This window comes from Shewanella sp. LZH-2, from assembly GCF_016859145.1.
GTDB lineage: Bacteria > Pseudomonadota > Gammaproteobacteria > Enterobacterales > Shewanellaceae > Shewanella > Shewanella xiamenensis.
Genome location: NZ_CP069350.1, coordinates 2,248,181 through 2,270,044 on the forward strand (window position 1 = coordinate 2,248,181; position 21,864 = coordinate 2,270,044).

Sequence of the window (21,864 nt, forward strand, 5' to 3'; positions counted from 1 at the left end):
TGCTCCTTAAGCCGCTTTTGCTTCAGCCAGTGCTGGCAATGAATCTTTAGAGGCTTTCACAGTACGGATCACGTTGTATGCCATGATCAGCATACCGGTTAAGAAGAAACAACCGCCGAGGAAACGTACGAAGTAGAAAGGATAAGAAGCTTCCAGACTTTCAACAAAGCTATAAGTCAAAGTACCGTCAGCGTTAACTGCACGCCACATCAGACCCTGCATTACACCCGAAATCCACATAGACACGATGTAAAGAACAGTACCGATTGTCGCTAACCAGAAATGCACGTTAACTAACTTGATGCTGTACATACGGCCATGGCCGAACAGTACTGGGATCAAGTGATACAGAGAACCGATAGATACCATTGCAACCCAGCCTAGCGCGCCGGAGTGAACGTGACCTACTGTCCAGTCTGTGTAGTGAGATAAAGCGTTAACTGTCTTGATGGCCATCATCGGACCTTCGAAGGTCGACATACCATAGAAAGACAGAGAAACCACTAAGAAACGCAATACTGGGTCAGTACGCAGTTTGTGCCATGCGCCAGATAAGGTCATGATACCGTTGATCATACCGCCCCAAGATGGTGCGAACAGGATCAGTGACATCACCATACCTAAAGACTGAGTCCAGTCAGGCAGGGCAGTGTAGTGTAAGTGGTGAGGACCTGCCCAAATGTACAGTGCGATAAGTGCCCAAAAGTGCACAATCGACAGACGATATGAGTAAACAGGACGACCCGCTTGCTTAGGAACGAAGTAGTACATCATACCTAAGAAGCCAGCGGTTAACAGGAAGCCTACCGCGTTGTGACCATACCACCATTGCACCATGGCATCGACCGCGCCACTGTACATAGAGTATGACTTAAACAAGCTAACAGGAACGGCCATTGAGTTCACGATGTGAAGCACGGCAACCGTAATGATAAATGCACCAAAGAACCAGTTCGCTACGTAAATATGCGATGTTGTTCGTTTGATAATAGTGCCGAAGAACACTATTGCATAGGATACCCAAACGATCGTAATTGCGATATCGATTGGCCATTCTAATTCAGCATATTCTTTACCGCTGGTATAACCCATTGGCAGAGTGATGGCTGCTGACAGAATGATGGCTTGCCATCCCCAAAACGTAAATGCAGCTAATTTAGGTGCAAATAGTCGGGTTTGACAGGTGCGTTGTACGACATAATAGGATGTTGCAAAGAGGGCTGATGTTCCGAACGCGAAAATTACCGCATTGGTGTGTAATGGTCGCAAGCGACTATACGTAAACCAAGGCGTATCGAAGTTCAGATGTGGCCAGATTAACTGAGCCGCAATTAAAACACCGACTGACATACCAACAATACCCCACAAAACTGTGGTTAAGGCGAATTGGCGGACAATGGTGTAATTGTAATCAGCGCCTGTTGGCTGGGAATGGTTCATCATAATGCTTCCACTGCTTATTACTTTTACTTTTAGTAAAGACTAGCTTTACCTGTTATATATGACACAAAGCTCATGCCCCTATAAGGGTTATGAAGCCATGTCAATGCGTTACCCTACACATTTGTGCTCAAATATGAGGTTTCGCAATGATACTTGAGCCATGTCAAAAAAGATACCAAAGAAGGGGGACGGAAAGTTGATCTAGATCAACCTACGCCATAGAATGTTAACATCTTGCATCACAAGGTTAATTTTTGTGCTTAATCGCAAACGTCTCCCGCTTTACATCATGTTAATTACGTTGAATCTTAGCGCTTGTGATAAAAAAGCCGAGCAACAGGTAAAAATACCGCCTACAGATCCCACTCTTTGTGTGTTTACTCAGGGAGATTGCATTAAAAAGGTCGGGGATATAGTGCTGAGCATCAGCCTTTCGCCAGATCGTGCGCTAAGTGAAAAACCATTAACATTGAAGCTATTATCTTCTGATGTACTTGATAATTTACAGGTCCGTTTAGAAGGTAGAGATATGTTTATGGGCATTATCCCTGTCAATATTCGTCAACTCGATAAAACAACCTATGAGGGGCAGTTGATTTACGGTTCCTGTAGCAGTGGGTATATGGTGTGGCGTGGTTTTATCAGTTTTAGTCGAAATGGTATCGAGCAAGCCGTTATTTTTGACTTTCTTGCCGATAATCCATATTAAGTTTATGGCGTTCGCCGGATAAAGAGCTTGGTAACAATATTAACTCCCACTCCTTATTCATAATGACCGATTATCATAGGCGGATGATTGATTATGAATGCTATTTTGGCTATTCATCATGATCCTTCCAGTTTTCTTTAACCTGTACAAAAATATCGATGTTATTGATAAACAGTTCGAGTAAATCAGGATCAAAATGTTTACCTGCACCTTTACGCATTTCATCGATAACCTCTTCCAGTGGCCAAGCTGCTTTATAGCAACGTGCATGGGAAAGAGCATCGAACACATCTGCAATTGCAACAATACGGGCAAAAATGTGAATTTGTTCTTGTCTTAAATTGGCTGGATAGCCTGAACCATCATACTTTTCATGATGTTGCAAGGCTATAATCGCAGCGGCTTTAAGGATAGGCCGCTCGGAATTCGCGAGGATCTGGTAACCAATAGTAGGGTGCTGACGCATAACCAACCATTCTTTATCGTCTAACTTGCCAGGCTTAAGCAACACAGCATCGGGGATCGCTATCTTACCAATATCATGCATAGGCGATGCTCTGCGTAAAAGTTCAGCTTCGGTCTCTGATAATCCAGCAAGTAGCGCCAGTTTGGCACAATATTCGGCCATGCGTTTTACGTGATTAGCAGCCTCTTTTGAGCGGCTTTCAACGACATCCCCTAAACGTAGAATAAGTTCAGACTGGGTATCTTCGACCTCTTGGTTTAGAAGTAGGTTCTCAAAGGCGATACCCACATTTATTGCAAAAATATCAATAAGTTTTTTATCTAAATCGTCGATTTTATCAATCCCATCCATATAAAGCAGGTTGATAAGCCCGCTCTTCGTAGGGAAATAGCCAACGAAACAGTTATCTTCATATAAACAACGCTTTTGTGCGAGAGCTGTGCGTAATAACTTATCAATATGCATTGGTAACACTTTGTTCGCAGGACTCTCGGCAAATTGTCCCGTCCCCGCCAAAATCTTAATCTCAGCAGATTCCATATGGCCGCTTATCGCATCCATGGCATTGCAGGTTAGCAGCAGTGTTTCGGAATCGAGATTCAATAGGGTTGCAACTTGGGTCAGCAAGCCATCAGCGAATCGATAGAGCGTTCTGAGTTCAAATAATCCTGAGGTTGCCTCGAGCACTCGCTCTAATCCTTTTCGATGATTCAGCTGCGCACACCTTGCTTGTTCGATTTCCATAATGTCGCGGTAAGAACGCAGTGCCGAGTAGACACTTGTCATTAACTTGCGTGAATCGAGTTCAGATTTTGCCTTATAGTCATTGATATCGTAGTTGACGATAACATCTTCTTCAGGAGCTTGGCCTGGTTGTCCTGTGCGCAAAATTAGGCGGATTGTTTTGTTTTTATGTTCCTCACGGATCCACTTTACTAACTCCAAGCCAGCATGATCGGTTTCCATAACAACATCAATAAAGGCAATTGCCAGATCTTGTTCATTTAAAAGAAATTCTTTAGCTTGCTCAGCACTATAAGCGTTAATAAAGGAGAGGGCACGACCATCGAGTTTAAAACGAGAAAGTGCAAGTTTAGTGACCGTGTGTACATCAGGCTCATCATCAACAACAAGAATTTTCCATGGTGCAGAAAATGCAGAAGTTTCTATGGTTTTTTTCCCTGAAAAGAGCGGCTTTTTCTTTGTAAGATCAATCACCATCCGAGACCTCATCACTTAATTTATGTCGCACAGTTAGAGTGTAGTAGAAGCTTGTCAAATCAGTAAAAATAATTCTGCAGCGGGGAAGGTCGCAAATTTAACAGCTCGTTATTGATAACTATTATCATTTGTGTATTATCAAAATAGATAACTCAGCAGGAATTTATATGGCATATATGGCAGAAAGGATCAATTTATCTATATCAGAGGAGAAACTTGCGCAACTCATTCGTGAAGGAAGTCTATGTGCAGCGGATTTTTCATGTCTAGATAATCAATCAAAACGGAAAGTCTGGCAACTTTGCCTTATCTGTTGCCAAAAACGCATAGGCTGCCAGCAATGTTCACAAACAAGTTGTCCGCAAATTGAAAGACTCATTAATGCCGATAAATAACGTTATCGGCATTTGCATTTAAGTATTATCATGCATTAAACACTTAAATTTAAAAGTTATTATGCAGCTTCCTCCAGTATTACCTTTATTTGATTCAATTGAATTCATACAAGATGGGAACAGTGTGGTGAATCAATACATTACCCAAGTCAGTCTAACGGATGTGCCTGATGCAGGTTTAGTAATGGAACATGCAACAGATTGGTTGTTTGAACAAAAACACAGTGAAAACAACTATAAAGCCTATCGGAGTGAACTCACTACATTCCTGCATTGGTGCTTTGATGTCGCCAAAATGTCACCCACACAGGTACTACGTAAGGATATGAGTCGGTATGTGGATTATTGTTTGGCGCCACCCTTAGCGCTGATTGGTTACTTTAACGTGCCACAGTTTAAACTCGATAAACTGAGTGATGATCGGGTTCCTAATAGTCTTTGGCGGCCATTTGTCGGCAAGAAACTGTTAGGGCAAGTTCAACCTTATGTGCTTAGTGACAATGCATTAAAAACCAAGATTGCTATTTTATCCTCGTTTTATAGCTACTTAATGAGTGAGGAGTTTTGTGAGCGCAACCCCGCGCAAATTTGGTTGAATCACAGCCGCTTTGGCCAAAACAAGCAGTATCAAAGACAAAGCGAGGAAGATGAAAACAACTTGGCTTTCACAGAACTACAGTGGTCCTATGTAATGAGCACAGTTACTCGATTGGCTGAAACATCACCCGAATTGCATCAACGTAGTTTATTCTTGATTTCATTGATTTATTCCTGCTATTTACGCATCTCTGATGTATCTGCACGGGTTGGCTATTCGCCCGTTATGGGCCAATTTAGGCAAAATCCACAGACTGGTATTTGGAGTTTTCATATTCCACTCAGTAAAGGTGGTAAAAAGCGTAGCGTGGCGATGTCAAAGGCGTTACTGGACGGCTTAGTTAAATATCGACAGTTTTTAGGTCTTACTGACTATCCAAATCAAAGTGAACCACATCCGTTATTTGTTCGACATAGAGCAGCTGGTCGCGGCCGAGATGCGGGTGTAGTGAATGCTAATCTTGGGATCCGTCAGATACGGGAAGAAATTCAAGCGATTATTAATCTTGCTGCGGATAATGCTCAAGCTGATGGCTTTCACCAATACGCGGCACAAATGAGAAAACTCACAGCACACAATATCAGACATACTGGGATTACCCATGACATTAATATTAACCGTAGACCGTTGTCACATGTCCAAGCCGATGCAGGCCATGAGAGTATCGACACCACATCGAAGTATTTACACACCACACAAATAGAAAGACATGAAAGCGCCTTTAATAAGCCGTTAGACCATTTGCAAGGTATTAACTAGGATGTTATCGGCACCCTAGTTAATACCTCTTACATGAAAACTGCGCACAATGTATATTATGTTAAATTGTGTTTTGGGGAAAGAAACAGTTCTCTATGGATTTACGTTAAAGTACTTTCACTTCTGCTGGTTCTGCTTGATTGAGGATTTATTGGTTTAAGGAAGAAATGCTATTGCTTATATCGCGTTGCTACGTGAATGTTTGCAGAGATTACTCCACATAGTGCTAAAGAATTCACATAGCATCGCGTTTTATATCATGATGTTGGTGTCTATTATTACTTGGATCGACTTTTTATTTTGCCAATCAATCTCTTCATTTGCCTACGGTCAAATCTTAAAGCCCGACCACGGCTGGTTGTGACAGTTGGCTTCCTTGAAGTCGATAGCCATGATTATAAATATTTGCTCGACCATCACGGCAGAAACCGACTAAAGTCACATTGCTTTGCTCCGCAATCTCAGTAGCCAACGCCGTCACGGCTGACATAGCAAACAGAATTTGAATACCGACACTTGCCGCCTTTTGTACCATTTCAAAACTGGCGCGGCTGGTTAACAATACCGCAGCGGGTTTTGCTGCATACCGAACAGACATCGCCCCGATCAATTTATCTAAAGCGATATGTCGGCCAATATCTTCAAATAGATAAATCACCTCCCCGTTTTCATTTACACCAATTGCAGCATGGGTTGCACCAGTTAAAGCAAAAGTCTGTTGTAGTTGTTTGACTCGGACTAAAATCGGGTCGAGATGGGCAATGTTGAATCGGATATCTGATCCAACGACTTGAACTGGTTTTACAGCATCTTTAAGCTGTGCAACACCACAGAGACCACAGCCAGTGCGTCCCGCCATGCTACGGCGATGCTCCTTTAACTCATTGAAACAGCGTTGATTAATCTCTATCTTAATGATCACGCCATTAGAAACATATTCAAGTTCAATATCTTTTATATCATTAATGGTTGAGACAATTCTTTCCGAAAGCGTAAAACCTATCGCAAACACTTCCAAGTCCTGTGGGCTTGCCATCATGACTGTGTGCGCCAATCCGTTATACACCAACGCCACTCTTACCTCATTGGCGAGTAATTCAGTTTGTTCAACATTCCCTGCCGTGCTAAATCGAGTCACATCGGCTGTAACAACTGAATTAGGGAAAGAATTATCAGCAACCATCAACGCATCTCCTGTTAACTACGTTTTCTAAGCTTCATGGGCCAGCAATAGCGGATTGACAGTTGTCGCACCATAGCCCTTTGTATTGAGCTCGGCATCCAACCCCAGCGTTGCGATATCATCCGCAGCCGCATCTAATAATGGCAAACGGTTGGTAAACAACATCTTAGTGTAGCCCTTACACGTCTCACAGCTCTCAATCCGTACGGCAGCCTTATGATCGTCAAACGACCAAATGGACATTTCCCGAGATTGTTCGCAGCAAGTACAATGGGCGCGCACATAATGCCACTCAGTTTCGCACAGACTGCAATGCAGATAACGCAGCCCTTCGCGGGGTTTATCGACAATCATACTGGCGACAGGATGACTGCCGCATACAGGGCATAAACTGGACTGCTTAACCCTATTGGTATCCATACGCGCAATCACCATGGGCGCCCAATGGGACCAATAGAGTGACAAACCCGCCCAAATAAATAAGCTAAACTGTGCGGGTACGGCACTAAACTGCCCTTGCCTCAGTTGATTGCCCCACTGGAGCAATTGGACTGGCGATTGCTCCAGTAGCTCCTGGAGAACAGGCACTAAATGTGCGGGCACTTGGGATTGCAATTCTGTTAGCAATGCTTGCAATGGTTGTAACCAATCCTGAGCCGTTTGAGTTTGGCTTAGGGACAACGGATATGGCGCCTCAACGTCAATCATTGGTGCTGGGCCCATATCCGTTGCCGCCAGTTTTTGCTGCGCAGACACTAGGATTTGGCAGAGCTTGAGATAATCCGCCAGCGGAGAATCCTGCGCTAATTGGGCTAAACGACGTGCTCTATGTTGGTAAATTTTCTCAGGATTTGCCGCTTTTAGCGGTTTTAATGCCAAGGGGGATTTATCAACAAAACTTAACGGGATATCGCTGGCCATCTTCATCGCTATTTTTCCTCGTGTTCTTCTAACATGGCTGGGTGGTGCTTACGGGCCCAAGCTTTAGAGACTTTGCCGTAGAGCATCCCTGTGATCGAGCCTTCAATCCAGCAGGCCATCCATACGTGTACCACTAGGGATAACAGCATTAATATGCCGCAGGCCGAGTGGACTAAGGTGGCCCAATTGACGGCTTCTGCCGAGAACATGGGGGCAAAATAAGGTTGCCACATCATGATGCCGCTGATCAGAAACGCCAGTACAAAAACCACAAAGGCGCGGAATAACATTTTCTGACCTGGGTTGTAATGGCCCACGGGCGGAATGTTTTCTTCTTTTTGCAGTAACACCCACACCACTGCTTTCATCCAGGGCAAATCGTACTTATTCCACTTATTGTGCTGGTAATAGCGGATCAGCATCACCGCCAGCAGCAAACACATGGCGATCCCGAAGAATGGATGCATCACTTTTGCCAGTTGTGGGGTGCCAACAATGCCACTCAGCCACTGGAACGAAGGATAAAAAAACGAGAACCCCGTTAGAAAGGTCACTAAGCCCACAAAGACTATGGTCCAGTGACATAGACGATCAACGAGCTTATGGCGCACTATCATCTCTTTATGACTCATTGCTTTTCCTCCTCTTTGACACCGGCATCAATGTAACCGGGCTGATCTTCCTCGACGATGTTGCGCCCTACCGCAATGCGGTGCATCAGGGCGAACGCCGCCGTTGCGAGCAAGCCTGCGGTGCCCAAAGGTTTGAGCCAATCTTGACGCCATTCGGTGGCGGCGGGGATTTGCGGGTCCTTTGGCATACCGTAGGTTTCGGGTTGTGTGATGTCGTGGAGGATCATCATCATATGCGTTCCGCCAACACCTTCGGGGTTATAAAGTCCCGCCTTGCTGAAACCACGCTCCTTTAACTGCTCGACGCGTTTTTCAGCATAGAACAACATGTCTTCGCGGGTACCAAAGCGCAGTGCTCCCACGGTGCAGGTTTTAACGCAGGAAGGCTCTAAGCCAACGGCGAGCCTATCGGAGCACAGGGTGCACTTATAGGCTTTGTTATCTTTGGCGCTGATCTTAGGCACATTGAAAGGACAGGCACTGGCGCAATAGCCGCAGCCAATACATTTGTTCGAGTCAAAGTCCACTGTGCCATTGGCATGTTGCACAATCGCTCCGCTGGTTGAACAGGCTTTTAAACAGGCTGGATCGGCGCAGTGCATACAGGCAGTGTGGGTAAATTGCCAACGCAACTTATTGTTATCCATCACTTCGTGATACTGCATTATGTTCCAGCTTTCCGGTGACAGTGTCATCGGGTTCTGGTAACTGCCTTGGAAAGTACCGACATCTTCACGAAGGTCATTCCATTCGGAGCAGGCAACCTGACAGGCCTTACAGCCGGTACATTTCGTCGCATCAAACAGCTTAGTCACCTGCTGGACCGCTCCAATGCGTGCTTGAGACGCTGGGGTGATGTCCGTGGTGCCTGAGATGCGGATAATATCTTGAGAAGCCATAATTAGAAGCCCTCCGCTTTGGCAATATTCACAAGGAATGCTTTGTATTCAGGGGTTTGGGTATTGGCATCGCCCACAGATGAAGTCAGTTCGTTAACGATATAACTCTTCTGCGTCAAGGCCTCGTAGCTGCCATGGCGTGGAATACCAATGGTATGGACTTTTTTGCCCTGAACCATCATGGGTTGGAGCCGTTTAGTGACATAGGCCTTAGTGACAATATGCGAGCGCTTAGAGCTCACCTTGACCCAATCACCGTTATTGATGCCCTTTTCCGCCGCCAAGGTTTCATCGATTTCGATAAAGTGCTGTGGCTGGGTAATCGCAGCAAGGTGACAATGTGTGGTCCAGTTGTTGAAGTGCTCCGTCATTGAGTAAGTGGTGCCAACATAGGGGAATTCTTCATTGGTACCAAAGCTTTCACGTAAGCCTTTGAACATCCGCGCCACTGGGTTATTGGTGACCTTAGGGTGCAGCGGATTACTCGCCAGTGGTGATTCGAACGGCTCGTAATGCTCTGGGAATGGGCCATCTTTTAAGTCACGCAGCGCAAATAAGTGGCCAACGCCATCGGCTTGCATGATGAAAGGATGGGCCGATTCTTCGGCATTCAATTTGGCATTAAAGTCTGGCACATCAATGCCCTGCCACTTGTTGTCTTTATACTCGAGCAGTACACGGCTTGGATCGCGCGGCTTACCTTGCACGTCGCAGGAGGCGCGGTTGTACAAGATGCGCCGGTTTGCTGGCCAAGCGAATGACCAATTTGGGGTAATGCCTTTGCCTGATGGATCGCTATTATCGCGACGCGCCATCAAGTTGCCCGCTTCGGTCCACATGCCTGAGTAAACCCAAACACCACATGAGGTTGATCCATCGGCTTTTAACTCGGAGAAACCATTGAGTAACTTACCGGTCGTGAGATCATAACCATTCATCTCCCGCGCGATTTCCTCTGAACTAGGTTCATGTTCGACCGCATAGTCCCATTTAATGGCTTCAATTGGCGCAGGTAAACGACCACCCTCTTCACGGTATAAACGTTTTAATTCCAGCATGATGCCAGAAAGAATTTCAGGATCAGACAAGGCTTCGCCGGGTGGATTTGCGCCCTTAAAGTGCCATTGTAACCAGCGGCTTGAGTTGGCAATTGAACCACTTTCCTCAGCAAAACAGGTCGTGGGTAAGCGGAAGACTTCAGTTTGAATACTGGCGGTATCCACATCGTTAAACTGACCTGCATTGCGCCAGAAAGTGGAGGTTTCGTTTGCAAGTGCATCCAGCACAACTAAGAACTTCAGATTCGATAAGCCCTTAGACACTTTTTGTTTATCGGGCTGAGAGTTAAGCGCGTTGATGCCTTGGATAAAGTAGCCATTGACCTCACCGTGAACCATCATGTCGATTTGCTTGTTGATATCGTACTGTTGGTCCCACTTTGGCAGCCAGTCATAGCCATAATCATTCTCTGCCGTCGCATGTTCACCGAAGAAGGCTTTTAACAACGACACGGTAAAGGCTGGGTAATTGTGCCAATAGTTGGTTTGGTTTGGTCTTAAGGCTTTTGGGGTGTAATGGGCTAAATAGTTTTGTAAATCAACATCTTTATCTTGAGGTAATTTAAGGTAACCCGGTAAGGCTTGGCACAATAACCCTAAGTCCGTTGCGCCTTGAACGTTTGAGTGACCACGCAGTGCATTCACGCCGCCGCCCATGATCCCCATATTGCCAAGCAGCAATTGGATCATCGCCATGGTGCGGATGTTTTGCGCGCCGACGCTGTGCTGTGTCCAACCTAGTGCATACAGGAAGGTGGCGGCTTTATGGTCAACATGGGTTGCCCCAATTTGCTGACACACTTCAAGATAGGTTTCTTTAGGCGTCCCAGTGATACTGGAAACTGTGTCGGGATCGTAGCGATCAACGTGTTTTTTCAGCAGGTTAATCACGCAACGAGGATGACTTAAGCTAGGGTCGACCTTAGCGTAGCCCTCTTCATCTAACTCATAGAACCAAGTAGATTGGTCGTATTTATGGTTAGCTTCATCGTAGCCACTGAATAAACCTTCATTAAATTCAAAGTCTTCCCGCACGATAAACGAGGCATTGGTATAGGCTTTGACATAGTTTAGGTTGATTTGCTGGGTTTCGAGCAGGTAGCGGATCATGCCGAGTAGGAAGGCAATATCGGTGCCCGAACGAATAGGCGCATATAAATCGGCGACGGCAGCACTGCGGTTAAAGCGCGGATCGACCACAATCAACTTGGCATTGTTATGCTCCATCGCTTCTGTCACCCAACCAAAACCGACGGGATGCGCTTCGGCAGCGTTACCGCCCATCACAATGGCCAGATCGGTATTTTTCATATCTGCCCAGTGGTTAGTCATAGCGCCGCGGCCAAAGGTGGGCGCCATCGCAGCTGGTGTCGGTGCGTGACAAACGCGGGCGATGTTATCTATGCCTAACATGCCAATGGCACGGCCAAATTTATGGGTAATGTAGCAGCCTTCGTTTGCTTGGGCCGATGAAGTCATCATGCCTAGACTGACTAAGCGGTTAACGGTTTGACCCTGGGCATTTTTTTCAATCAGATTGGCATCACGCTCGTCTTTGATAAGTCTTGCGATACGCTTAAAGGCCTCATCCCAGCTAATGCGCTGCCATTTATCCGAACCAGGTAAACGCACTTCAGGATATTTTAAACGGTGCGGGCTATTCACATAGTCAACCAAGCCAGCGCCCTTAGGACACAGAGCCCCACGGTTAATTGGATTATCGGCATCGCCCTCGATATGAAAAATGCTCTGCTCCGCATTTTTCCCATTACTGCTCTGGCTGTACATCAACAAACCACAACCCACAGAGCAGTAGCAACAATTGTTACGCGTCTCTTTTGCGCGTAGCAATTTAAAACCTCTGACGGATGCAAATGCCTTTTCGGACATCAACCCCAGTGCAGAAATAGCAGAAGTCGCGGCTCCCACAGCACAGAGTTTAAAAAACTGTCGTCTATTCATTGTCATTTCACACACTCTCTTTTATGTGCTCACAAGTTGCAGCGAATACGCTGCATGCTTGAGTAGAGAACTTAACCCTACTCAAGGTGCGAGTATAAAAAAGTGACTAATAATGACAATTTCCGACAGGTGATCGAAATCACATTAAGCTTTCAACAGAATAATATCCTGATGTATGTAGGATTTATTATTATTTTTGAATTAATACTTTTAAATAATGTTATTTCTCAGGATTTAACGCTTTTATTGATATGGACATTTTGAGTAGTCATTTTGTCCACTTTGTACCAATTTCTGATAGCTGTAAATCTTATTATTGATGCGCGTCACAAAAATGGCGTTAGTTGCTCAAATTATGAGTGAAAATACCGATTAGCCGCTTTTTGAGCAAGATCACAATTTAAGGTAAATGATTGGGGCGATAAGCGGCGATTTTGCCTGAAAGCGCGGTAAATCGTTTTTGTCTAAGGGATTGGTGAGTGGATTTGATAACAAAATTTGCGCTAAAAACGCTGATGTTTACTTAGATCTAACCGCAAAAACGTGGGGCGGTTACGCCATAAATACCCTGTAATTGATAGATAAATACATCCCCCGCTTGCGGCTCTTGAGCTAATTGCGATGCGTCAAGTGAGTGTTTAGCACTGGTCACGATAAGTAAATCTAATTTTGCGCCGCCAAAGGCGATGCTGGTTGGGTTTGTAACGGGCAATTTGAGGATAAGATCGACTTTACCGTCTGGACGATAGCGTACCACTTGGCCACCGCCCCACTGGGCATTCCAAAGATAACCCGCCGCATCGACATCGGCGCCATCAGGGAAAATGTGATGGCTCGTGCTCGCAAAGAGGCGCTTACGACTCAATAGCCCCTGCTCAATATCAAAATCATATTGATAGATTTGGTGTTTTGGCGAATCAGCATGGTAGAGCGTTCGCCCATCCACGCTCCAGCATAGGCCGTTGGAGATTTCGAGATTTGAGAGGCGCTGGTGGCAATGCCCATTCTCATCCAGACAATACAGGGCTGCCGTTTGTTGCAAAGTATCGCGCCGCTCAACCATAGTGCCCGCCCAAAAACGCCCTTGCCTATCGATGCGACCATCATTAAAGCGATTGCCGGCAAAATGAGATTCTGGCTGCGCCAACCATGTCAGGCTTTGATCTTCAATATTATAAGTCGCAATACCAATATCGAATGCGACGATCAGTGTTGTAGGCTTTGCCGTGAGGCCAAAGGAGCCGACGCGGTGCGGCATGGAGAAAGTATCTAGTGTGCGGGTGGCGAGAGTAAAACGATAAATCACAGAGGAGAGAATGTCAGTCCACCAAATGGATTGGTGTAATTCATCCCATAATACGCCTTCTCCAAGGAGGTTTCCTACTGGGATCGTCATCAACAGCTCGCCAACCGTGACCGTTTGCATTGCGTTACTCAGAAATAAACTCTGTAATCAAGAAAGGCTTAATCTTAAACAACTTATGGGATGAAGCAAGGGTAAAACGTGAATATAGCTTGTGGTTTTTTTAGCTACCGGCTTATCGCGATAATAGTCGATAAATGACCTTCATAATCGCCAAGATTTAAATATCTTAAAACATTGATTTAAATGCACCATTTAGAGTAATGCCAATCAGTTAAGAGCTGACTGGCCTTTTCTTTTGACTGGGTATTTCCTTGGTTTCGCTATGACACATCGAGGATAAACCCTTAATTCTCGTTGTATCGGTAGTATATGTTGCTCTGTTTCTGCGATTAAACTATCAATCCTTTTAGGAATGGTTCCGGCCAGTGCAAACGCGGTAGTGAGTTGCATAAAAAAATCCGATGACGAGTGGTCATCGGATTTTGATCTTTTGAATGGGATCGTCAAGCGATCTGGCTTAACTGATCAGTTATTGATTAGATTCGCCAAATAAATCAGCCACATCTTGTTCAGTAATCGCTTCGTCATAGAACTTGATTTCATCGATTGCCCCTTTGAAAGGCGTATCCCAGAAGTTGACCCCGACCGCAAACTTAGTGGTCGGTACTGAGAATACGTCCGGGAAGTTAGCGCCGGTAAACTTCAATTCACCATTGATATAAACCTTCACATCGCCGCCATTCACTGTGTACGCAAGGTGCGTCCATTGGGATTTTGGCATCACAAAACCGGTTCGACCGTCGTACCATGCTGTGCCTGACCATAACACCATGCGCTCATAATCATTTTGACCGCCAGGTAAGACGCTGGTCCAGCTAGAATCGGTCGCATAACCAAACAAGGCTGTAGTGTACTTATTCAGCTGCTCAGGATTGAGCCACATCGACACTGAGTAGGTGTAGTCTTTGATAAGGTTATTCGGCAATACAATACCAGAGGCACCATCAAAGACCGCCGCCTTGCCTACCGCGCCGTCCATATAGCTGATTTTACCGCCTTCGACACCAATCAGGTTACCCACTAAAGTGCCCGCACCGAAGTTAGCGGTACTGTCATTAAGATTATCTTCGAAACTGTAAACCGCTACAGGTGTTGGTGGATTCTTAGCTTTTACGGTTGCGGTGAAGACTTTGGTTTGAGTCGCATTACCCAGTTTTAAGGTGGCCGTTAAGGTGACCACCTTGTCTTCTTCACCACGTGCAGGTTGCGTTACGCTACCATGGGTATCAATAGTCGTTGGATCTGAAGATACCCAAGAAATCGCCGCAGCATAAGGACCCGTAACTGGCAGTTCGATATTTTTACGCACCGCCGATAAGTCGCCTAGCTCCAGAATGGCCGTTGCTGAGGACAAGAGTTCACTGTCGGCTAACTTGTCGATATCGAGGGCTTTGACTTCTTCAGCCGTTAATGCCGCTTCATAGACTTTGAGTTCATCAATGAGGCCGTTGTATGGCAGATCCCAGTAGTTAACGCCAAGACCGAAAACGCCCTGAGCACCCGTAAAGTAGTTCGCAAGGTTACCGCGGCTAAAGCGCTCAACCCCGTTGATAAAGACTTTAACTAGCCCTTTATTGACGGAGAACGCCAGATGCGACCACGTGTTTTCAGCGATGCGCTCGCCGGTTACACCATCAAACCAACTTTCAACCGCGGCACTGCCGCTGGTATCAATATTGTGACTCCAGAACATGGTATTACCGTCCCAACCCTGTGGCAGCATGCTGACCCAAGTATTGGAGAACTTGCTACCATCTTCAGCGGTTTGCTCGTTAACTGCGCCGAAGAATGCCGTGGTAAACCCTGTAATAACCGCAGGACTTGCCCAAAAAGACACTGTGTACTCGTAGCTGGAGATAATGCCCGATGGTAGTAACACCCCATGGGTACCATCGAGTGACAGGGCTTGTCCTTCAAAGCCTGTGGCGTAGCCAATGGCATCGCCCGATTTGAAGATCCTATCGCCAGTGGGTTGGCCATCACCAAATAAGCCCAAGGAATCCTTGAGGTTATTCTCAAAGCTGTACAGGGCAATACGGTTATAGGTTTTATGGGCAAATACGGTGATTTTGAAGGTTTTAGTCACCTTCTTACCATTGACCATAATTGTCGCGGTTAAGGTCACGACCTTATCGCCCTCGCCCACGTTGGGTCGGATAATGGTGCCATCGGCACGGATCACTGACTCGTCGCTCGATTGCCACTGGATAGTTGCTCCACGGGTACCTTGTGTCGGTAAGGCGATCGTGCCTTCAGTCGCTTCAGTCGGCAGGCTAATGCCGTTTGCGGATGCCGATAAAATTTCCTCAGTGGTTTTATTGGTGAGCTTCACGCCCCAAATACTCGCCCCATCATTAGAAATGGCGCTAAAGGTGGGCATGAGTTTGTTTTGTTCAGGATCCCATTGCCAAGCGAGTACGCCTTCAAAAGTGCCTAAATTGTCTAGCGTTAAGGTGATTTGGTTGTCATCCCCCTGTTGGTAACTACCAGTCACATCGCCAGAGACAGTACCTTTATTGGTCCAAGTACGGGATAACTTAATGTGGAGGGAGGTATGAGCCGCCTTATTGATATCTTTTGCGTGATTAATGAATTGATAATCACCAATGATATCGATTTCATCGACAATGTTATCGCCGTTGATCGGTGCATAACGCTGTGGTGAGGCAACTAACCAACCATCGCTGTTGAGAAATAGCTCATGCACGCGCACGCTGTGACCTTCGTCGGTATCGGGGAAGCGGGTATGGAATACCAAGAAGTATTTGCCCGTTTGTGCATCATAAAAAGCTGAGTTGTGGCCGGGTGACAGATAACCGTGATCATGACCCACATCGCCAGGGTGGGCCACAAATTGGAAACCGCCCATCAGTTTGACGCCATAGTCGGCGATATTGCCTGCGGCCGTTGCGCCAATCATGTCGAGCCCAGCTGCATCGACATAGGGACCGTTAGGATTTTTAGAGCGAGAGATACGAATGTTGTAACCGTCTTTTTGGGCAAAACCACCAAAGGAGGTAAACATATAATAGTATTCGGATTCAGGGCTATAGATAACATAAGACCCTTCAATCGCGCTGTAATTGCCCCCCATGATCTTAGTACCATAACCTTGTCCAGCGAGCGGTTTACCCGTTGCTGGATCTAACTGCATCACCCAGATCCCGCCGGAATAGGAACCATAGGTCATCCACAGGCCGCCATCTTTATCGTAAAACACGGCTGGATCAATAGCATTAGGGTCGACATTGCCATCGTAAATTTGACCGTTTGCGCCTGGGTTTTCAGCCCCAATATGCCCAGTCTTCAAGATCAAGCCTTGGTTAACATAGGGACCGAGAATATTGTCAGAAGTCGCCATCCCCAAATAGGAGCGCGATACGCAATCAATCTTATCGGGGCCGCCACAAAAGTCGTAATAGAAATGGTACTTACCGTCAGCAAGCTTTATCACATCCGGCGCCCACGAACCGACAAAGCCGCCCGTCCATGCCGTGCCTTCAGCGATTTCTGACACATAGGTATTAAACAAGCTGCTCGTGGCGGCACCATCCGAGGCAATTTGTGTCCAGTTCATTAAATCAGTAGAGCTGGCCACCGCTAGGTGGGAGCCAAAAACATAGTAAGTACCATCAGTATCTTTAATGATCGATGGATCATGGACCACTGCATTTTTATAGCTCACCTCACCTGCTATTGTCGGATCCGCCGAAGTCACTGGAGCGGGAGGTGTAAAGGTATTTGTGTCGTTAGCACTATAGCTGCTGTCGTCCCCACCACAGGCGGCAAGTGCCATGATCAAGCTTGCTGACACGAATGAGCGTTTAAGCACCATGAGCGTCGTTCCTTTTATTGTTGTGTTGGATAGTTAGAGGTTAATCGTGTATCAATGCATTACATATTGGTAATACAATACTACTGTAACACTAAAATTACATTAGCACTCTGACGAAAGAAGTAAATATCTTGTGAAAGAGATTTATGATTTTTTGCAAGAAATTAGGCATTAAAGCTAAATATACAATGCGATTTATATTGATTTTGCCGCATACTCACCAATTTACCTACCGTCAAACAGTAAACTATCTCTCTGTTTTGTTTTAAAAATTTAATTTTTTCCTTGTCCATAATTCATTCTAAGAAATGCACTCTCTCTTTATTATCAAAATGAAATAGCAATGTTGACAGGTCAATAGTCATACAATATGATTTTAACACTTTGATAAGATCTTAATTGAGCACTTGAAGCATCATCAGATGCCATGGTGCAAAGTACGCTACAAAATTCTAAATTTTCAGGGACACTGTGGGGATGTCCGTGACTCTGAAGTGGAATAAAAAAGACCGGGACGTCAGATGGTGTCTTAGGCTACCGGGTCAAATAATAAAACTACCGGAGATTAACTAGATGTTTAAACAGACTTATTTGGCAAGTGCGATTCTGCTTGCTCTTGCTAGTCAAGCGACGTATGCAGCAGAACCTGAAGCGACACAATCGCCTCAGGCGGAAGAAACGGCACAGCCCTCTTCTAGCGGTAAAGCGCAAAATAACGAAGAGATGGAGATCATTCAGGTTCAGGGGATCCGCGGTAGTTTAAATAAGGCGGTAGAACTCAAACGTCAAAATATTCAAGTTGTTGATGCCATCATTGCCGAAGATATTGGCAAATTCCCAGATAATAACGTCGTTGAAGCCTTACAACGGGTAACGGGTGTTCAAGTCACCGACCGCGCCTCTGGTGAAGCCAATACTGTAAGCATTCGGGGTTTAACGGATGTGACAACCACAGTGAATGGCCGCCAAATCTTCACCGCCGCAGGCCGTGAAGTGGCAATTGCAGACGTACCAGCGGCATTACTCGGCAGTGTTGAAGTCTTTAAAACACGCTCCTCTTCTCAAGTCGCCAGTGGTATCGCAGGCCAAATTGACATTCGTACCCATAGACCTTTTGATTTTCAAGAAGAAAAAATTTCGGTAGCAGCCAAAGGGATTTACTCTGATCAGCCTGACACTATCGATCCCAATTTCAGTGCTTTAATTAGCGACCGCTGGGATACCAGCATCGGTGAAGTCGGTGCATTAGTTAACGTTTCTTATATTCGTACCAATTACAACGATCAAGTTGTCGCTCCTGGTGCGTCCTTGCCCTATTACGCAGAAACGGGTACACAAATCCCTGATATTTATTGGACCCGCGGTTTAGCTCATGGTCTTGATACATCTGAAGGAGCCTTGATCAACGGTCAAGAATATTTGTTGATGCGTGATGCTGTGTTTCAAAATATGAATAACGGTGAACGTGAGCGTCCAGCACTAAATTTCTCATTGCAATGGGCACCAACTGACACTTCCGAGTACCTTTTTGAAGCATTCTATAACGGTTATCGCAATGATAACTTCAACTCTATGCTCTTTAGCAATGTTGATTCCTCGGCTAATTGGCAGCAAGTGATCAAAGATGGTATCGAAGTTTATGATGGTACCAACGTGGTAAAATCGCGAACTGCATATAACGTTGGCGGCTTTAGCAGTTCAGATCATAGCCACAACGAAACAGATAGTTACGTATTTGCCTTAGGAGGTAAGTGGGACTTTGACAATTTGATCTTAAAGTCTGAAGTTGTCTATCAAACCAGTACCTATGAATCACAATTTCTGGCGATGCGTGGTGTAAGCGCGAATAGCACTCAAACTTTCTACGGCGTTGATGTTGACTATAACGACAAAAGTGGTGGTGTCCCTAGCTGGGTTTATTTAGATAACCCTGACACTGCTATTAATGAATCTGATTTAACGCAATTATCCTTGTGGCAAACTGCAAACGTATACGATAGCGGTGCCAAAGACGAGGGGGATTCAGTTACTTGGACACTCGATGGTGACTATTACCTCGACTACGGTATCTTCACTAAGATGAAGTTTGGTGTACGTGCTGAGCAACGTGGTGCAAAACACGGATTGTACGATGCAGGCTCACTAAACACTAATGTTCTATTTAGTGATCTTGACCCGAACATGTTTACCGTAACTACTGACTTCTTTGATGGCCGTGGAAATGTACCAACTAGCTGGGCTATCGCTAACGGTAACTATCTGTATGCTAATCGTTCTGCTATTGAAACGATGTACGGTGCAGATGAACAAGCTCTTGCTATGTATACTAACTATGACATCACTGAAAAATCATACGCTGCGTATATCCAAAGTGATTTTGAAACTGAGTTATGGGGTAAGCAAGTCGATGGTCAAATCGGCCTACGTTACGAGAAAGCCGATGCGGATATGGATTTTTGGGAACGCAAAAAATATGCTACTGAGGATGTCGTTGATGACATTCGATATTATCTCGTGCATGACACCGATACCAATGGAAGTGCGGAGTTATTACCAAGCTTAATGGTACGCTTCTGGTTAACGGATGAACTGGTTGCACGTTTTGCCTACACTGAAACGATTCGTCGCCCCGCCTTTGGTGATTTAACCACTGCGATTTCCTATACAGAAGACTTAACAAAGCTTGGATTCGGTCAAGCTTCAAGTGGTAACTCTAAGTTAGAACCAACTACTTCACAAAACTATGATTTCTCATTGGAATATTACTTTGGTGAGGGATCTTCTATTTTCGGTACTTATTTCCGTCGTGATATTGAAGGTTTTGTATTTAACTCAGTATCGACTATCACTCGTGAAGTTGATGGTGAAACAAAAAAATATCTTTTAAGCCGACCAGAAAACTCTTCGAATGGAAAACTAAGTGGTTATGAACTTGGTGCGGTGTATTTCCCTGAAAATATGCCTAGTTACCTAGATGGTTTAGGTACTCAAGTGAGTGCAACCTTCTTAGATTCTAGCCAAGACATCCCAGAGTTTGATAGTGAAAGTGGTGAGCAAATTGCAACTACAACACGAGATTTATTTGGTGTATCAGATACCTCAATGAGTGCTGTATTGATTTATGATAAAGACGTTTATAGTGCTCGCCTCTCTTACACCTGGCGTGACAAATTCTTATCTGCTTATGACGCAGGTAGCTTCGCAATGCCTCGTGGCATTTATCGTAAGCCGGAGCAATCGCTTGACTTCCAATTTAGCTATAACGTAACAGATGAATTTGTACTAACCTTCGATGCGACAAATATTCTTGATGATATCTATCAAGAATACTATGAAGACTCAGTACTCTATAACCGCACGAATAGTATCTACACCCGAACGTTTGCCCTCGGTGCGCGTTACTCCTTCTAATTGACCACTGTTGTTTAAACCGAAAAAGCTAATCCTGTGATTAGCTTTTTCTTTTTATATCAGATAAATGGCAAGATTTTTACTCGATCTTTCTAATGCTTATCCATCAAATTGCTTTTGTCTGAGCCCAAGCTTTGCTAGTTTATATTTCTTTTCTTCCTTGAATATTGGCTATGCACACCGCTTGGTTCGATTTTAATCTGATCCCTATCGATATATTCACGCTGTTAACCTTAGCCTCGGCATTTACTGCATTTTTTACCGCCTGTTTTGGTATTGGCGGAGGTGTGATGTTATTGGGCGTGATGGCGCAAGTGCTTCCGCCTCAAGTGATTATTCCCCTCCACGGCGTAGTGCAATTGGGCTCTAACTTAGGACGAGCCCTATTGGGATGGCAACATATTCAATGGCGAATTATCAGGGTATTCTTACCGGGGGCGCTCGTTGGTGCCACGCTGGGCAGCTTAGTGTTAGTGGCGATCCCCCCTACGGTGATGTATCTCACCATTGCCCTATTTATTTTGTACTCCTGTTGGGGCCCCAAAATACCTCGTGTAGTACTGGGTACTATGGGCATGTTAATTGCGAGTGGGATAACAACCTTTATCTCATTATTCGTTGGGGCAACTGGCCCTTTGGTTGCGGCGTTTATCAAGCAGTTAGAGATTGATCGATTTCGTACCGTAGCCACCTTTGCAATGATTATGTCCTTACAACATGGGGTGAAAATTATCGTTTTTGAGGGTGTTGATATCCCCATACTCCCATGGTGGCCACTGTTCGTTTGTATGATTATCAGTGGCGGTATTGGAACATGGCTAGGCTTTAAGATGCTTACTCGAGTAACGGACAAACATTTCAATTTAGCTTTTGATTTGATTCTCACGCTACTGGCAATACGACTGTTATGGCAGGCCATGACTGGATAAAAAGAGCCGGGATAAAA

14 protein-coding genes are annotated in these 21,864 nt (G+C 45.2%); 5 read left to right on the plus strand and 9 right to left on the minus strand.

Annotation, left to right across the window (positions count from 1 at the left end; translation table 11 throughout):
- Window positions 1–6: 6 nt before the first annotated feature.
- On the minus strand, window positions 7–1,443 hold the full coding sequence (ccoN, locus tag JM642_RS10085) for a cytochrome-c oxidase, cbb3-type subunit I (RefSeq protein WP_011072351.1): 1,437 nt from the start codon (window positions 1,441–1,443) through the stop codon (window positions 7–9).
- A gap of 223 nt (window positions 1,444–1,666) precedes the next feature.
- Here ccoN and JM642_RS10090 point away from each other — a divergent pair, with 223 nt between their 5' ends.
- On the plus strand, window positions 1,667–2,152 hold the full coding sequence (locus JM642_RS10090) for a hypothetical protein (protein WP_203433636.1): 486 nt from the start codon (window positions 1,667–1,669) through the stop codon (window positions 2,150–2,152).
- A gap of 109 nt (window positions 2,153–2,261) precedes the next feature.
- Here JM642_RS10090 and JM642_RS10095 read toward each other — a convergent pair whose 3' ends face one another.
- Entirely contained in the window at window positions 2,262–3,839 is a 1,578-nt protein-coding gene (locus JM642_RS10095; RefSeq protein WP_203433638.1) for a DUF3369 domain-containing protein, read from the minus strand.
- 176 nt (window positions 3,840–4,015) lie between these two features.
- On the opposite strand from JM642_RS10095, the gene JM642_RS20360 reads away from it, so the two are divergent.
- Together JM642_RS20360 and JM642_RS10100 are read left to right on the plus strand one after the other, a co-directional pair.
- Window positions 4,016–4,234, plus strand: coding sequence for a hypothetical protein (locus JM642_RS20360; RefSeq protein WP_037430492.1), 219 nt, complete (start codon window positions 4,016–4,018; stop codon window positions 4,232–4,234).
- A 61-nt stretch (window positions 4,235–4,295) separates the two neighbouring features.
- Window positions 4,296–5,591: a site-specific integrase gene (locus JM642_RS10100; protein WP_203433640.1), complete on the plus strand. Its 1,296-nt coding sequence runs from the start codon at window positions 4,296–4,298 to the stop codon at window positions 5,589–5,591.
- A gap of 337 nt (window positions 5,592–5,928) precedes the next feature.
- On the opposite strand, the gene fdhD is transcribed toward JM642_RS10100, so the two are convergent.
- The 7 genes from fdhD to JM642_RS10135 all read right to left on the minus strand — a co-directional run bounded on the left by fdhD (window position 5,929) and on the right by JM642_RS10135 (window position 17,507).
- Window positions 5,929–6,774, minus strand: a complete 846-nt coding sequence (gene fdhD, locus JM642_RS10105) for a formate dehydrogenase accessory sulfurtransferase FdhD (protein WP_082389649.1) — start codon at window positions 6,772–6,774, stop codon at window positions 5,929–5,931.
- A gap of 27 nt (window positions 6,775–6,801) precedes the next feature.
- Entirely contained in the window at window positions 6,802–7,701 is a 900-nt protein-coding gene (gene fdhE / locus JM642_RS10110) for a formate dehydrogenase accessory protein FdhE (protein ID WP_203433642.1), read from the minus strand.
- Window positions 7,702–7,703: 2 nt separating this feature from the next.
- The gene (locus JM642_RS10115) at window positions 7,704–8,327 is read right to left on the minus strand and encodes a formate dehydrogenase subunit gamma (RefSeq protein ID WP_023265795.1); all 624 of its coding nucleotides are present in this window, start codon (window positions 8,325–8,327) and stop codon (window positions 7,704–7,706) included.
- Window positions 8,324–9,226, minus strand: a complete 903-nt coding sequence (gene fdxH / locus JM642_RS10120) for a formate dehydrogenase subunit beta (RefSeq protein WP_099458043.1) — start codon at window positions 9,224–9,226, stop codon at window positions 8,324–8,326. The genes JM642_RS10115 and fdxH overlap by 4 nt, the downstream gene beginning before the upstream one ends.
- Window positions 9,227–9,228: 2 nt before the next feature.
- Window positions 9,229–12,246, minus strand: a complete 3,018-nt coding sequence (fdnG, locus tag JM642_RS10125; protein ID WP_083848336.1) for a formate dehydrogenase-N subunit alpha — start codon at window positions 12,244–12,246, stop codon at window positions 9,229–9,231.
- Between the two features lie 529 nt (window positions 12,247–12,775).
- Window positions 12,776–13,672: an SMP-30/gluconolactonase/LRE family protein gene (locus tag JM642_RS10130; protein ID WP_099458044.1), complete on the minus strand. Its 897-nt coding sequence runs from the start codon at window positions 13,670–13,672 to the stop codon at window positions 12,776–12,778.
- 469 nt (window positions 13,673–14,141) lie between these two features.
- Window positions 14,142–17,507 carry a LamG-like jellyroll fold domain-containing protein gene (locus JM642_RS10135; RefSeq protein WP_099458045.1) on the minus strand — a complete coding sequence of 1,122 codons (3,366 nt, stop codon included), beginning with the start codon at window positions 17,505–17,507 and terminating at the stop codon, window positions 14,142–14,144.
- 573 nt (window positions 17,508–18,080) lie between these two features.
- On the opposite strand from JM642_RS10135, the gene JM642_RS10140 reads away from it, so the two are divergent.
- Together JM642_RS10140 and JM642_RS10145 are read left to right on the plus strand one after the other, a co-directional pair.
- Window positions 18,081–20,918: a TonB-dependent receptor gene (locus JM642_RS10140; RefSeq protein WP_099458046.1), complete on the plus strand. Its 2,838-nt coding sequence runs from the start codon at window positions 18,081–18,083 to the stop codon at window positions 20,916–20,918.
- A gap of 173 nt (window positions 20,919–21,091) precedes the next feature.
- Window positions 21,092–21,847, plus strand: coding sequence for a sulfite exporter TauE/SafE family protein (locus tag JM642_RS10145; protein WP_203433643.1), 756 nt, complete (start codon window positions 21,092–21,094; stop codon window positions 21,845–21,847).
- The last annotated feature ends 17 nt before the right edge of the window (window positions 21,848–21,864 follow it).

What these genes read in the sequence shown, in the direction of transcription:
- fdxH (WP_099458043.1), bottom strand. Translation starts at nt 9,226, where the DNA reads ATGGCTTCTCAAGATATTATCCGCATCTCAGGCACCACGGACATCACC.
- JM642_RS20360 (WP_037430492.1), top strand. Translation starts at nt 4,016, where the DNA reads ATGGCAGAAAGGATCAATTTATCTATATCAGAGGAGAAACTTGCGCAA.
- fdhD (WP_082389649.1), bottom strand. Translation starts at nt 6,774, where the DNA reads ATGGTTGCTGATAATTCTTTCCCTAATTCAGTTGTTACAGCCGATGTG.
- JM642_RS10090 (WP_203433636.1), top strand. Translation starts at nt 1,667, where the DNA reads ATGTTAACATCTTGCATCACAAGGTTAATTTTTGTGCTTAATCGCAAA.
- JM642_RS10145 (WP_203433643.1), top strand. Translation starts at nt 21,092, where the DNA reads ATGCACACCGCTTGGTTCGATTTTAATCTGATCCCTATCGATATATTC.
- JM642_RS10095 (WP_203433638.1), bottom strand. Translation starts at nt 3,839, where the DNA reads ATGGTGATTGATCTTACAAAGAAAAAGCCGCTCTTTTCAGGGAAAAAA.
- ccoN (WP_011072351.1), bottom strand. Translation starts at nt 1,443, where the DNA reads ATGATGAACCATTCCCAGCCAACAGGCGCTGATTACAATTACACCATT.
- fdnG (WP_083848336.1), bottom strand. Translation starts at nt 12,246, where the DNA reads ATGAATAGACGACAGTTTTTTAAACTCTGTGCTGTGGGAGCCGCGACT.
- JM642_RS10100 (WP_203433640.1), top strand. Translation starts at nt 4,296, where the DNA reads ATGCAGCTTCCTCCAGTATTACCTTTATTTGATTCAATTGAATTCATA.
- JM642_RS10140 (WP_099458046.1), top strand. Translation starts at nt 18,081, where the DNA reads ATGTTTAAACAGACTTATTTGGCAAGTGCGATTCTGCTTGCTCTTGCT.
- JM642_RS10135 (WP_099458045.1), bottom strand. Translation starts at nt 17,507, where the DNA reads ATGGTGCTTAAACGCTCATTCGTGTCAGCAAGCTTGATCATGGCACTT.
- JM642_RS10130 (WP_099458044.1), bottom strand. Translation starts at nt 13,672, where the DNA reads ATGCAAACGGTCACGGTTGGCGAGCTGTTGATGACGATCCCAGTAGGA.
- JM642_RS10115 (WP_023265795.1), bottom strand. Translation starts at nt 8,327, where the DNA reads ATGAGTCATAAAGAGATGATAGTGCGCCATAAGCTCGTTGATCGTCTA.
- fdhE (WP_203433642.1), bottom strand. Translation starts at nt 7,701, where the DNA reads ATGAAGATGGCCAGCGATATCCCGTTAAGTTTTGTTGATAAATCCCCC.